Annotated in this window: 11 protein-coding genes; 2 read left to right on the top strand and 9 right to left on the bottom strand. The window is 52.6% G+C overall.

All coding sequences use genetic code 11. The features are described from left to right. Window positions 1-50: 50 nt before the first annotated feature. From BY454_RS14995 to BY454_RS14965, 7 genes are all read right to left on the bottom strand, one after another. Window positions 51-3269, bottom strand: coding sequence for a UvrD-helicase domain-containing protein (locus tag BY454_RS14995; RefSeq protein ID WP_104417393.1), 3219 nt, complete (start codon window positions 3267-3269; stop codon window positions 51-53). Then, the gene (locus BY454_RS14990) at window positions 3266-5905 is read right to left on the bottom strand and encodes a PD-(D/E)XK nuclease family protein (protein ID WP_104417392.1); all 2640 of its coding nucleotides are present in this window, start codon (window positions 5903-5905) and stop codon (window positions 3266-3268) included. The genes BY454_RS14995 and BY454_RS14990 overlap by 4 nt, the downstream gene beginning before the upstream one ends. Window positions 5906-6017: 112 nt before the next feature. Next, window positions 6018-7220, bottom strand: coding sequence for a hypothetical protein (locus BY454_RS14985; protein ID WP_146082722.1), 1203 nt, complete (start codon window positions 7218-7220; stop codon window positions 6018-6020). Window positions 7221-7304: 84 nt separating this feature from the next. Beyond that, window positions 7305-8243, bottom strand: coding sequence for a metallophosphoesterase (locus BY454_RS14980; protein WP_104417390.1), 939 nt, complete (start codon window positions 8241-8243; stop codon window positions 7305-7307). A 201-nt stretch (window positions 8244-8444) separates the two neighbouring features. Further along, window positions 8445-9050 carry a hypothetical protein gene (locus BY454_RS14975; protein WP_104417389.1) on the bottom strand — a complete coding sequence of 202 codons (606 nt, stop codon included), beginning with the start codon at window positions 9048-9050 and terminating at the stop codon, window positions 8445-8447. Continuing rightward, window positions 9040-9312: a hypothetical protein gene (locus BY454_RS14970; RefSeq protein WP_104417388.1), complete on the bottom strand. Its 273-nt coding sequence runs from the start codon at window positions 9310-9312 to the stop codon at window positions 9040-9042. Before BY454_RS14970 ends, BY454_RS14975 begins: the two co-directional genes overlap by 11 nt. A gap of 86 nt (window positions 9313-9398) precedes the next feature. After that, window positions 9399-9971, bottom strand: coding sequence for a YqiA/YcfP family alpha/beta fold hydrolase (locus BY454_RS14965; RefSeq protein ID WP_104417387.1), 573 nt, complete (start codon window positions 9969-9971; stop codon window positions 9399-9401). Between the two features lie 166 nt (window positions 9972-10137). On the opposite strand from BY454_RS14965, the gene BY454_RS14960 reads away from it, so the two are divergent. After that, window positions 10138-11064, top strand: a complete 927-nt coding sequence (locus BY454_RS14960) for a 5'-nucleotidase (RefSeq protein ID WP_104417386.1) — start codon at window positions 10138-10140, stop codon at window positions 11062-11064. A gap of 6 nt (window positions 11065-11070) precedes the next feature. Here BY454_RS14960 and BY454_RS14955 read toward each other — a convergent pair whose 3' ends face one another. Then, a complete protein-coding gene (locus tag BY454_RS14955) occupies window positions 11071-11544 on the bottom strand; it encodes a hypothetical protein (protein WP_104417385.1) in 474 nt (157 codons plus the stop codon). A gap of 145 nt (window positions 11545-11689) precedes the next feature. Between BY454_RS14955 and BY454_RS14950 the strand changes: the two genes are divergently transcribed. Next, a complete protein-coding gene (locus tag BY454_RS14950) occupies window positions 11690-12892 on the top strand; it encodes a DUF4236 domain-containing protein (RefSeq protein WP_104417384.1) in 1203 nt (400 codons plus the stop codon). Window positions 12893-12896: 4 nt separating this feature from the next. Here BY454_RS14950 and BY454_RS14945 read toward each other — a convergent pair whose 3' ends face one another. Then, the gene (locus BY454_RS14945; protein ID WP_219820654.1) at window positions 12897-13706 is read right to left on the bottom strand and encodes an opioid growth factor receptor-related protein; all 810 of its coding nucleotides are present in this window, start codon (window positions 13704-13706) and stop codon (window positions 12897-12899) included. Window positions 13707-13818: the final 112 nt, after the last annotated feature.

Here is a 13818-nt window from a genome sequence, read left to right as displayed (position 1 = left end):
GTCATCATGGCGCATGAGTGTAGGTATCCGATAAAGTTGACGAATAATACCTACATTATAAATGATGTTCGCTTACTTTTGCACCCATTAGTAACTCCATGCTCTAGCAAGCCGTGTCTAACCCAGTTTAAATTAAGGTCAGCCCCCTCCCAAAAAAAATGGTATGCGGCCAATTGACTCCAATAGTTATTTTCGGAAACAAATTGATTACTTTTATGATCAATAACCAATGTTCGCATCTCCCCCTCAGCAATAAGATCGATCATACCGCTGACTACTTGACCTAATTCATTCTGGCCCAATGCAGGAAGCTCACACTTCCAACTTTTGCCCTTACCGATTAATTTTTCTATCTGCTTCATAAATGCGTCTAAGTGATCTTTCACATCTTGCAGGGCCACCCTCCCTTCGAGCCCCCCTGCACGCATTGCCAAAGCCTTCTCAAGCATCTCCGGCCTCATAAAAAATACTTGGTAGAGACGATGTACCCACACACCCAAATCGTTTGCTGGAATGTGGGCAAAACCATCAAGATCCAAGGCGGGTCGATACCTAATTTTTTTGATCTTCGGCACTTCCACTGGCTGAGTTTGATTATCCAAAGATGGACTAATGGTGTGTTTTAGCCTTTTGGCTTGCCGATCAGCTTCGGTGAGTAACACGATTTTTTGACACGGTTGACAAAAATCACATGTCCGCTCAACAGAAGATGGCGCAACCTTTAATTCCTCGAAAATGGCGGTTTTTTGCTTCTCATTTCTAGATGCTATCAGCGGCTCAATGTAGCTTAGCATGCAGCCTTTATTAATGACTTCCCAACGAGGCAATATGAGCTGCTCTCGGGCCCTCGATAGGGCCACGTAATAAAGGTTTCTGTCTGTATCGTCCTGCTGTTCAGCAACTAGCTTGGCAAATTGCTCCTCGATCGACTTGTCACCAAACTTTGGCAATATCTTGACAAAACTATCCCTCAACATGGTATCGATGCCGCCGTCTTGATAAGCCATACTGATATTGGGAAAGCGCGGCTCGCTAGCTTTTTCCGCATCCAGCACCATCACCACTGGCCACTCCAGGCCTTTGGAGGAATGCCAGGTTTTCAACACTACAGCCTCTTCAGCTTGGGGATCTGCGGTGGGTTGCTCGTCGACGCTGTCTTTGTTTTCGTTGAGCCACACCGGAAAGGTTGATGCATTTTTGCCGGCAATCCCCATGGCGTTGAGAGTTTCAGGTTGTAGCACTTCAAACTCCTCAGCGAGCCCAATGAGTTTGATCAGGTTAGCTCGGTACTGAGGCCCTTGGGGGTTGTTATTCAGGGATTCAAACAAACGGGCTTCTTCAATGATTCTGAGCAACTGGTTTTTCACCGGCTGCTTTCGCAATGAGTCACCAAGCGGCTCTAATAGATCCTGTAGACTGTGCTTTAAAGCTGTTTTCGGGTCGTAGCTGGCCAACAGTTCGCTGAGCCTTTCGGTGCTTTGCCCACCCATCAACGGCGAGGTGAGCAGATCCAACCAGGCATAGTGGTCCCGTCGATTGTTCAGCGCTTGTAGGGCATTTAATACCCATTGCACCGATTCGCACGCCAAGAAACCGGATTGCTGGATTTGCACTTCTATCCCAACGTTGCGAAGCGCCTCTGCAAATTTCCCTAATCGGGAATGGCCCCGGGCCAGCACAGCGATGTCAGAGCCTCGGATCGGGCGTTTTTCACCAGTATGGCGATCGGTAATCTGGCTACCACTGCCGAGCAATTCCTTGATGTGATTGGCCAGCGCAATGTTGCCTTCAGCAGTGAATCCGGGTTTGGAGCTTTTCCCGTTTGCGTTCAAGTTCCAGTCGTCTTTGCTGAATCGCAGTACCTGTACAGCCGGCAGATCAGACTTATAGCCGGCTTTAGGCTCCAGCTCTTGGTATTTGCTGCCGAATAGCGCGGTACCCACACCATTGATGAACTCCATCAATTTGGGGGTGCTGCGCCAGTTGCTATCCAGCTCTTTGACGACTCCGGGGGTCCTTTCCCCATCGTTCAGCAATTCGGCAAACAGTCGGCTGTCGGAACCCTGAAAGCCCATGATGGATTGCTTGAGATCGCCCACAATCAGCGTGTATTTACTGCTGGCCTGGAAGCGGCGCAGTAAAGCGTACTGCAGGGGGTTTGTGTCCTGGAATTCGTCGATGATAAGGCAATCGTAATCACCGGCAATTTCATCCAGCCATTCCGGGTTAGCTTCCAGCATGTCATTCGCCAGATGCACCATGTCGCCGTAATCCACCAGGCCGGCTTGCTCTTTGGTGTGCTGGTATGCTGCCAGGGTTTCCAATACGCCGTTGATCAAACACTCAATGTGCTTCAGTGCATCGTTCAGGGGCCCAGGGTGAGCACTGAGTTTTTCGGCAGCATTCCAGATCGGTTCGGCCAAATCTGCGCGTGGGTGTTTGTCCCGAATTTTTTTCAGCTTATCGGTATATTGCAGGCTAGCCCAAAGCTTCCAGTCCCGATCCAGTTTTTCCCGTGTGGCGGAATAAATGGTGTCAACGAAGGCGCGGGTATCGCCGTTGTTTCCCCACTCAGCTTTGTGGCGGAGGGTTTTCCCGTCAGGGTATTCAGCCTTTACGGCTTCAATGGCTTGCCAAAGCCCATCCGCATACGGGGTTCCGTCTTTCTGCACGTGACCGTAGGTGGTGGTAATGATGTCTTTTGCTTGCCGTAGCAGCGCGTCGGCTTCACCCGGCGTTGTGTTGAAGCCTTTGCCCAGTGACCGGAGTTTATTGATCAGTGCGAGGATGGTATCGGTAAGCTGTTCGTCCGCTTCCTGGAAGTCCTCACCTTTGTAGCCACCTTTGTATCCGTAGTGTTCCAGATCGTCCAACACAGGCTGGATGGCTTGTACCTGGTCCATCGCCTTGCGCAGGAGAAAGTCTTGCTCCTGCTCCGTTAGTTGCCTGGGCGCAGGGGATTTACCGGCTTCGTAGGCGAAAGATTTCAGTATTTCGAGGCCGAACGCATGAATGGTGGAGATATTGGATTTCTGCAGCAGCCGAGCCTCGGCCATCATGCCCTCTTTCAGCAGCGCCAGACGAATACGGGTGCGCATTTCGTTGGCGGCATCGTTGGTAAAGGTAACGGCCAGTACCCGGTCGGCTCTTACGATGCCCTGCTTGATCCAGTCGGCAAGAGTGCTCTGGATGGTATAGGTTTTACCGGCTCCGGCACCCGCTTTTATAAGGGTAAGAGGCTGGGCAGGCAGAATGGCGGATTGGCTCATGCGTTGCCCTCCCCGTTCCGGGTGAACCGGCTGATAACGGGATTGTCTGCTAGTGCGTAGGGGGTAATTCCCCGGTCTTTCCAGGCTTTTTCATCGGTGCGTTCGTTGAGCTTGATGGTGCCGCTCTGCAGGTTTTTTAGGCGTTCGCGTACCAGCGTGACGGCTTCTGCCGATTGGGCTACAAGGTCTGGCTCAGGCTGCAGCACGTTCAGCTGGTCGCTGGGTTTCAGGTGCTGGTCCGTCAGCAACGTGGTGTCGTTGAGGGTGTAGTAGCCGCTCATGACCTCACTCCCTTTATTTTGCTGCAGGTACAGCTCCCGATAGATCAGGGTTTGTAGCTCATAGCCTTTTTCGAGCCGCTTCAAGCGGCTGCCATGCTTGGATGTTTTGTAATCGACAATCAGGGTTTGGTTGTCGTTGGTTAGCACCGCATCCACAAAACCTTTCAAACGCGTATTCCAAAGCTGGCCCTGCAGTTCCAGTTCCACGTTAGAAATGGTCCAGTTTTCTCGCTGGCACCAAGTGGCAAAGTCGTTCAGGGCGCGGTACACGCTGTTGCGTAACCGGTTACGTTTGAGCCGCCACTGGGGTGAATCCAGAAACGCAGCTTCCTCCTGAACCGCCTGATTGAAAAGGCTGTCGAACAATGCCTCACTCCAGGCCTCGCTCTGATAGGTATAGAACAGCTCAAACACCTTATGGGCAATGGTGCCCTGCACGGAAATGTCCGGAGTTTGAGGCTCCCACTGTCGGGATTTGATGCCTAGCCGGTACAGCAGCCACGCCAGCGGCGACTGCATGAGTTTTTCCAGGCTGCTTGGTGATTCCGGTTTCGGGGTGCCGTCTTGATTCAGCCGGGCTTGCTGAATCAACTCCGGTGCCAGTTCCAGATCTTTCAATTCCGAGGGAACGGGTTGTTCAAGCGTCACTGATGTCTTACGAAGTAAAGAATGTTCAGCCTGAAAAACTGGTTGCTCCAGCTGTTCGGGGTCGAGCTTTTCGAGGGGCTGGAAACACAACGCCATATCCAGCAGGGTTTCGCTGGGTTCCAGGCTGGCACCTTGATGGTCGTTCAGCGATCGCAGGAAGGTAATGCGACGATCGGCCCTTCTCATCAACTCGGCAAATTGTTCCTCCCAAAGTTTTTGGCTTTCTTCAACGGTCGGAATGGCCAACTGTGCGTCCACCGCCAGCTGGTCCCAGCCATCCCGGTTGATGGGACCGGTGTGTTCCGCTTGATAACTGTAATGCCCTTGGTTAAAACCCAACACAAAGAGTTCTTCTACCTGGAACGGAAGCGGCTCGCCTTCCCGGATGATATTGATAGCATGCAGGTAACGGATGCGGTCTTCCTGGGACTCCAGGGTGGTGACTGGCGTTTGCCGGATCACGTTGCTGATTTGATCAGTGAAGGATTGCCCGTCATACAGGCCCATCAAGCGCCGTGTATTGCTTAACAGGGTCCTCATGCGCTTCTTGCCAAGGCCTTTCATTCTTGGACTTTGGGTGTTGTCAGTGATCTTCTTGAGCCAATCCAGCACCGCAGCTGAATTTTCCTCTGGCTGGTTTTGAAGGAGCCGGAGCATGGCCTCTTCTTCCTGGCTTGGCTCATTTCCGAGCGTAAGCTTATCGCCATTACCGAACCGCTCGGCCAATTTATGGCCGAGGCCGGATCCCCATGGCATTAGAGGATTGATGATGGCACTCATCATCGCCATAGGGATGTCTGGCTGAACCAGGCTTGTGAGCAAGTCGTGAATCAGCGATGACTGCCAGTCGAACACACCTGATTCCGGCCGGAGATTGCTGGCGATCAATCCGGCGTATTCAAAGTGTTTTTCCAGCCAGAGTTCGTAATCGCCACCCTTTGGTACGACGACAGCAATCTTCTCCGGCTTCGTGCCCTGTTCGACCGCGGCCTGCACCATGGATGTTACGGCTTCTACCTCTTGAAGGTGATCGCGGCAGGTCAGCCAGTAAAGGTTTTCGAGTTCAATGATGCTTTTTTTCGGATGGAACAGGGTGCTGGCGAACTGCTGGATTGGGCTGTTCTCGGATGCTGGTACGGGTGTCGGGATAAAAGTGTATTTATCCGGTTCAGGCGCCAACCAGCCTTTCGACTTTAGTAAGTCCAGAATTTGCCGCTGCCAAGGGTACAAGTTTTCTTGGGCACATAACGGGTAAACATAGACTGGTTCGATGCACAGCTCATTGTGTTCTGCAAACCACTGTTCCGCGAGTTGGTCTGGAGCTGGGCGTTCGCTAATTCGCCGGGCAAGTTCAGCCAGGTCGTTGTAGTAATGCTGATTTCGGTTGGCTGGGGCCGATATTTTTTTAAGCTGAGACCCTAACGGCATATGGTTCAGAAAAAACTGCAGGCTCGATGTCAACTCGCCGACCGTCGCAGGTTCATCCACCCGTATGCTTTTTGCCCAGAACGCATCAACCATGGCAAGCGCCTCTTCCTGCAGGGCAACACTCCAGTCCCGCTCGCTGGGTTCAATCAGCCACAGCTCCGCTAAGGTTTCTAGCAGCACGGAAAAGCTGCCAACCTTGGCGCCCATGGTGTTGCGAGTAGCAAGCGCGTAACGAATTTCGCTTGCGGTAAGTGCATCGGGGACTAGCAGAAAGTCCATTTCGTTTCCTTTTGCTATGGCCCTAAAAGCCGTTTCAACGCATCTAAAGGCTCCACCGGACTAAACCGGATTCAGGAAGCCACCAAAATCATCCACTCGGACTTTATCAACTTTATGAATCCGTATTGGGCTGGTAATCCAGTTCCGACTTCACACTCTGCCACTGTTGGCCAGCGAAGGTTCTTGCGTCGATACCCCAGATGTACCGAAAGCCCTTAAGAAGCAATACCAGGAAAATAACTGGAATAATTACCCCTTTCAGGGTTAACAGGGCCATCAGGTTGAGCATGGAGTCGATGAGTTTCTCGGTTTTATTCTTGATCTGCCCGAAATTCATCATCTCCTTGGCAGAGGCGAAGAACCCTTTGCCCCCACCCTGAAGCTCGTCGTTGAGATCTTCCAATTTTTCATCAACGTTCTCAAACTTTTCGGTGTAGGCATCCAGTTGATCAAGTGAGTCTGACAGTGCACTTTCACGACGCTCGACCTGTGCTTTCTGGCCTTCATATTCGGGATTTTCAGAGAAGTACCGGTCCCTGAGCCCGAGTTCGTCTTTGAGTGCTGTAAGTTTCGACTCAGACGACTCAAGCTCGCTCTGCGCATCGGCCACTTGCTCCTGCGTTTGCGAGATTGTCTGGAGTAGAGCTTCCCTTTCTTCCTCAAGATCCCTCATTTGCTGTCTGATTTCGATAGTTTCAGGATCCTGCTCATCGACTTGACTGGCCTGCTGCCCGATGGCCGCAACACTGTTGGAAGCTTCTTTCAGACTTTCATGCTGGGTCTTTGTTTTGTCATCCATAAACGCTTGGTCAACAAGACCGTTCAAAAAGATGACTAAGACAAACAGGAATCGAGCCATTCCGACCAACGCAAAGGCTTTAAGCAGAAACCCCGAATATCGGCCTTGCTGTATATAAAGTGAAGCAATCAATAACAAACCGGCAGCCGTTATGAGTAGCTTAAAAAAAGTAGTCGAGACTATCTCGGTCAGAATTTTTTGAGTAATCAGGGAGCCTATGGCCATTTTTAAGATAGAAGAAGCGTCTTCTATCAAATCGTCAACAGGATCCAGGATCTGGCCGAACTGTACCGATGCCACGAATGCATCAACCTCCACAGACTTGATCACAGAGATCGCCGCATTGGTCACGCGAAGCGTGCCAAAAATCCCCAACGCTTGGACCGTGGATTCATCGACGTATTCCTCTGCTTTGTGGTCGATGATGCTCAGCCAGGAGGCCAAGATAATCAGAACGATCACACCGATTGCTACGTGACGTTTCCGCCCACTAAAGGTTTGATTATCTAAGTCCATGAAACCTTCTCTCACTTTTTCAATATTATTAGGTCGGTACATGCGCCAAAGCTATCGACGCACCCCCCCCTTCCTTTCGCCAATTCAAGAACAGCCAGTAGTGACCCATGCAAAATGTTCGGCGCGCAATTCGCGCTCGTGGGCATAGCGATAACCGCAAAGCTTTCCTCCATCACGATCCCCAGCCACGCTGTAATCCAGACAAGCAATATGCTTGTTCAGAGGTGCAGGTTCGCCTTGCATCCAGTAGTGGCCAACGAATAGCGGCTTTTCACCGTCATATCCCGGCAAAATATGAGATGCCACCGGTTGGTGAGGGATCCTGTGGATTTGGTCACCGGGCACCATAGCCAAGTCACGATATGTCAATTCACCCTGCTGCCACCATTCGGCGCGGATATTGGTCCGCTTGTTGTTATCTTTGTCGAAAAAGTGGTGGTCACCCGGCAACGGGATTTCCAGGCCTTTAAGCAAGGTTTCAATCGCTTCGTAGGCGTCGGTGCCCTTGCGGGCAGTTGCTTTCCAGGCTGTGGGGAGTAGTCGATTTTCGGAATCGAGGTAGGGCTCAATGCGTTTGACGAAGGCCGGATCCCAGCAGGCATGCACCACGCGCAGTTCCGGTAAATCCAGGTATACCGGCAGCATTTTGAACCATTCGATGAAGCTTTGGTGCAGTTCACTGCCCTCACCCACCTGTTCCAAAAAAGCCTGGTGCTGGCCCCGGTTTTTGTCGGTGTGTGGGCGCAGATACTCACCCGGATTGTCCGGGTCTTCCAGGGCCCAGGCGACGGCATTGAATTCGTGGTTACCCATGACGGCCAAGGCCTGGCCGTTTTCGACCATATTCCGGGCGATGGAGACCGTTTCTACTTGCTCCGGGCCGCGGTCGACAAAGTCCCCCAGAAAGATGACCTTGCGCTCGGCATGCTGCCAAACGCCGTCGATTTCTCGATAACCCATTTTAGTGAGGAGGGCTTTGAGTTCGGCGGCGTGGCCATGAATATCGCCGATCAGGTCGTACATCGGTTGTCTTCCTTGTTTTCCGAGTCGTTAGCTGCCTAAGTCTGCCAGTTCTGACGACAGATTGGTAATGAGCTCCCGCCGGACCAAATAACCGGTCAAAGGGCGGAATGGCTTGGGGCACGTTGGGTTAAAAAAAGGACCATACAGTTTGATGGTGTGAGTGCGTTATTGAGCTTTTCGGTAACGTGTACTCACTCCTCATCAGATAGTAACCGAAGCAGAATTAGAGACTGGCCCGTTGTGCTTGCCTAGAACCGCTCCATCGGGGGCCAGCCGGTACGCCTTGCGGGGCTCGTAGAAGAACCAATATTCCTGAATATCGCCCCACATTTTTAACGTCCCATCGGTTTCAGCCATATGCTCCCGCACCAAGGTTTGAGCTTTCGCTAACTGTTGCTCTAATGACAGCTGCCAGAAGCCTTTTGGAAACGAGACGTACCGAAAGGATTCGCACGCGGCCAGGGCAAAGAGTGGCTGAGTCGTGCGTTTAAAGTGCGTGTCTACCCAGATATAAGGCTTGAAAGCTTGCCAGTCATCAGACACATCCTGATTAATGTTCCCGATGCGTTGACGAACTTCCTGCTCATCCAGCCTGGCCACTTTGCTCAGCGCCACCAGGAATTCGGGGGTACTGTATTTCAAGTCAAAGCCGCCATCCTTCAGACCGAGCGTTTTACTGGTCAGGACGTTTTCAAGGCGGTGCATGTTTTTCTCACTCGGGTGCGGATACCCCATGGCTTTCAGGATTTCGTGGGGCGTTTTGCCCTTCAGGCCGGCTTTAATATCTTTTCTCAGCTCAGCTTCCATCGCTCCCCTCCTTGTTCAGCCATTCAATGACCGGCTGGACCTTGCGCTCAGATACGGTGCCTTCTTGGCCGTCATAAAACCAATCCTGAATCGCTTCAAACAGCGCGGTATTGATGAACACACCGTTCTCTAGCCGCTCGGCGATATCCGCTGCAATGGCATCGTATTCATCGAAGCAGTCGTTCTCCTGGCAACAGGTGTTCATGGGGTCGGTATAAAATAACGCCCGGGACAAGGCCGCTGCAGAAGATTGTTCGCTCATACCCCCTCCATTGCTTGATGCGTTTATGATACCGAAGGAATACGACAACTAAGGTCGCACCACCGTGACATCATAAATCGGAACAGTCAGGTCTCGCCCAGGCCATATACAACCTCTGCGTCGCTCTGGAACGATTCAATCAACGGCAGCGCCTCTTCCATGTGCGCAAAGCGGTGGTTACCCCCTTCGAACACTTCTACCTGATAGTATTCCGAAAGCATTTGCTGAGTGTGCCGTGCCTCAATCACCTCATCGGCTTCGTCCAGCAGAATCAGCCCGCAACCATTTTTGGCGATGGGGTAATAACTGGCGACAGTAGATTCCGAGAGCGTGTAGGGCTTGCCCTGATAGTCTTCGCCTGCGCCAATGTAGTTGCGCAGCGTTTGGGACGGATCCGCTGCGGGATTGATCGCGACAAACGGAATACCCAGAGACGAGCCGAGTTCCGTAGCCAACCAACCGCCCATAGAAGTTCCGACGATGACATCCACATTGGCGAAATTGCCGCGCTCGATCACATGGCTGATCACTTCATCGGCGCGGCGGGTGTAATCGATATTACAGCCACTGACCGAGCCGAGCCTTGCCAAGGTCTGGACTTTGGAATTGCCGGGATCAAAACTACTGGCGAAGCCGTGACAGTAGAAGATGTTCAGCATAAGGCCTCCTTGGGCTTATCAAATCATTTACCCGTAAATTACCACTCGGCTGCGACATCCAGCGTCGCTGCCTTGTGGAATCATTACAGCTCTACTTAGCAGCAGATAATCGCGCTATGGTCAGAAGCAAGCATTGTTCGTAACTTCAGGAGGCCCGTGACACGTTATGCCCTACCCCATTGAAGAGAAACTCGTTATCGCCGTAGCTTCCAGTGCTCTGTTTGATTTGTCGGAGTCGGACCGGGTATTTCAGGACCAAGGGGCGATTGCCTATCGGGATTACCAGGAAAAGCACCTGGACGTTCCACTCGATAAAGGCGTGGCGTTCCCGTTTGTGCGCCGGTTTCTGAACATTAATAGACGCTTTCCGGACACGACCCCAGTTGAAGTGGTGCTGATCTCTCGCAATTCGTCCATCACTGGCAAACGAGTATTTCGCTCTATTGAGCATCATGGGTTGGGCATTTCCCGGGCGGCCTTCCTGGAAGGTAAATCGCCCTACCCCTACATTCCCGCCTTCAACGCCTCGCTGTTTCTGTCATCCAACGAAAGGGACGTGCTGGATGCCATCGACTACGAATACCCGGCTGGCACGGTCTTGCCTAGCCAGGTCGTTGATGACGAGGATGACTGGGAGCTACGCATCGCTTTTGATTTTGACGGTGTGATTGCTGACGACGCCTCGGAGCGTGTATTCAAAGGCAGTGAACTGGAGGCCTTTCATGAGCACGAAACCTCCAAAGCCAGCATCCCCCACAGTCCCGGGCCATTGGCGGACCTATTCCGCAAACTGTCTCTGTTGCAGCAATTAGAAGATGAGGCCCAAAAAGAAGATCCGTCATACCAGCGCATCCTGCGAACCGCCATCGTCACTGCCCGCAGCGCGCCGGCGCATGAGCGGGTGATCACCACTTTGGAACACTGGGGAGTGGATGCTAACGAAGTGTTCTTTTTGGGTGGTATGAAGAAAGATCGGATTCTGAACATCCTGAAACCGCATATGTTCTTTGACGATCAGCGCAGTCATCTGCAATCCGATGCCGGAAACATCCCGATGGTGCATATTCCGTTTGGAGTGGCGAATATAAGGTAAGCCTGGTCAGATAATCGTTCTAACCTGATTCCAGACGTCAACGGCGGGCCCTCCGGACGAAAACTGCCCATCCAGCCCATACGCCATCCGCTCAAGCGGCATATGCTCGTAACCATAGCGGCGGTATTCCTGGAGATACCGGGACACACAACCACCAACACCCAATTGTTGCCACTGGACCACATGAACCAACTCATGGAAATAAATGCGCCGATTCTCGGCCACCGAAGGCAGGAGGTAGTAGGTATCGTTCAGCGTGAGGCCGACCATGTTTTCACCGAAGAATCCGCCTAGCCCAAGCTGATTCAAAAGCCGGTTGTCTGGCGTGGGTATATTCGGTGTAACCACGAAGCGGCACTGCGCCAGAAACTCCGGCGCGAAGTAACCCTCAAAGTCATCAGCAAATTGACTACACGACTGCCGGACAGACTCATGCTGCCGACTAACCTGTCGAATCCATTTTTCGATCGTTTCAATCAATGCCTTGTCTCCCAGTCTCCATTGAACACGACTTTTTCTTGTAGGCTAACAACCCTGAACGACACAACTGGTCGCCCCTGCAGGTTACCATCACCCCATTAATGGTAGGATCCTCAGCAGAAGGACAATACAGCAAGGAGATCGCATGGCCCTTCGTTTTCGCCGAACGGTATCCATATTCCCTGGTGTTCGACTCAATCTTGGCAAGCGCGGCGTTAGTGTGTCGGCCGGCGTTCGCGGTGCCAACCTTACCTTGGGACGCAATGGGCTGTATGGCAATGCCGGCATGCCGGGCACCGGTTTGTCGTATCGGGAAAAGCTCAACAAGGGTAATACCAAGGGGCTCCAACGGTCGGCCAAGCAATCTCCGAAAGTCCCTGCTATGGCCGAGCAAATTGCTAATGTTGATCTGAACACCACCACCGGCGACATCGCGATTCTGGATGCAGATGGCCAGGACCTGGGCGATGAAGGCTTTGAGGTTGCCAAAGAGTATGCCCGGGACGCGTTAGAGGCGACTTTATCCGAACAGGTGGACGAGCATAATCGGATGATGGCTCGTATTGGCGATATCCACTTGCAGACACCTCCACCGGATCAGTTTCCAGCCCTGGAACCGGAGCCATTTGAAGCCCCGCCTCCAACACAACCTGAGCTAAGAAGGCTGGATCTAAGAGCCCGACTTTGCCCCGCCAGAAAACGCGCCATTGTCGAATCCAACGAGCGCAAAAAGCATCGTTACCAACAACAGTATCTTCGCTGGCAAAACAACAGCACCCAACATGACCACCGTGAACAGGTCCGCGCTGCACTCTACGACCAAGCTGAGAAAGGCGATCCAGAGGCGATGGAAGCGGTGTTGGATGATCACTTGCTGGATATCGACTGGCCCAGAGAAACTCAGCTATCGTTTGAGCTCTCCGAGGATGGCCGGACTCTGATGCTGGATGTGGATTTACCCGAGATTGAAGACTTCCACACCACTGAACTGCGAATGTACCAGCGAGGTGTTGGCGTCTCAGTGAACACATTGTCTGATACGGCCGTCCGCAAGCTCTATATGGCCCATGTGCACGGTATGGGCTTTCGGCTGATTGGCGAAGGCTTTGCGTGCGCACCGACGGTTCACACGGTGATCCTTTCCGGATTCACCCAAGTGCCGGATACCGCCACGGGCGGACAAACCGATAAATACCTGTACAGCGTGAAGGTCAATCGAGAGGCCTGGCAACGCATCCAGTTCGACAACCTGGACGTTGTCGACCCGGTTGACGCACTGGCCGCTTTTGAGCTGCGGCGCGATATGACCAAGACCGGGATTTTTCGGGCTATTGAGCCTTGGGATTGAGGCCCTACTCGGTTGCCTGCCTCCAAAACGCAATAGTCTGTGGCTGCACGTAACCGCGCGCTTGTCCGATTTCAATAAACGCCTGCTGAACCACCCGGGCCAGTTCGGGCTGGTGGCACAGGTGCAGGCTGCGAATCATGCGTGTGATGCGCAGGTGGTTGTGGCCACCGCGTTTTAGCCAGATGTGCCGGTAAGGATGTAAGTCCTCCCGGGGCTCAATGATATGCTCTGCCCGCTTTAGCCCACAGAATCTCAACATCCGATCCAGTGCACGGCGATGCTGGAACCTCAGAAATGGATCTCGACGGAACCATTGCTGGTCGGCCTCGTTTAGCACCGGTGCCTGAAGGTTCGCTCGGCTGGGCGTGTCGATCGGAAACAGCCATTGAACATAGTCGTGGGTGTGCTCCAGCCAGAAATCGTCCAGTGCCAGAATATCGTTCAATGAACGACCTCGGTGATCCACCTGCTCACCGCGCATAAAGCGTATAAGCGGGCTTTTGCCCCACTGTGCCTCGGAAAAAAGTCTTTTTAGTTCGTGCTCTGGCCAAAGTTCGGCATTGCTGTCATCAAAAACGATCATCCATAGCGGGCTATCAAAGGCATCCACCAAGCCGGCGTAGTTCACCAGGGTGTCCGGAATCACCACGGTTTTCTCGGCACTCAGGATGATCGCATTGCCTAACATCCTTCGCTGGATCCGTCTTGCCTCGGAGTTATCAGTCGGCAAGGCTTGCAGATCACGGCGCAAGATGTCCCAACGGGGTTCGGCATACAGATTCAACGCCTGCCAATCCGGAGAGACAGTGATCACCAGATCGCCTGACATCAACGCCTTTAGTTGCGGGCATAAGAGGGACAAACGCTCCCGGCTTAAATGCAGTTCCCGTGAGGGAGTTTCCTCCGATGGTGTTACTTGATGTAGG

The organism is Marinobacter persicus (assembly GCF_002934325.1).
GTDB classification, from domain to species: domain Bacteria; phylum Pseudomonadota; class Gammaproteobacteria; order Pseudomonadales; family Oleiphilaceae; genus Marinobacter; species Marinobacter persicus_A.
The sequence above is the reverse complement of the archived record's forward strand: the minus strand, read 5'-3'. Positions and strand labels throughout refer to the sequence as shown.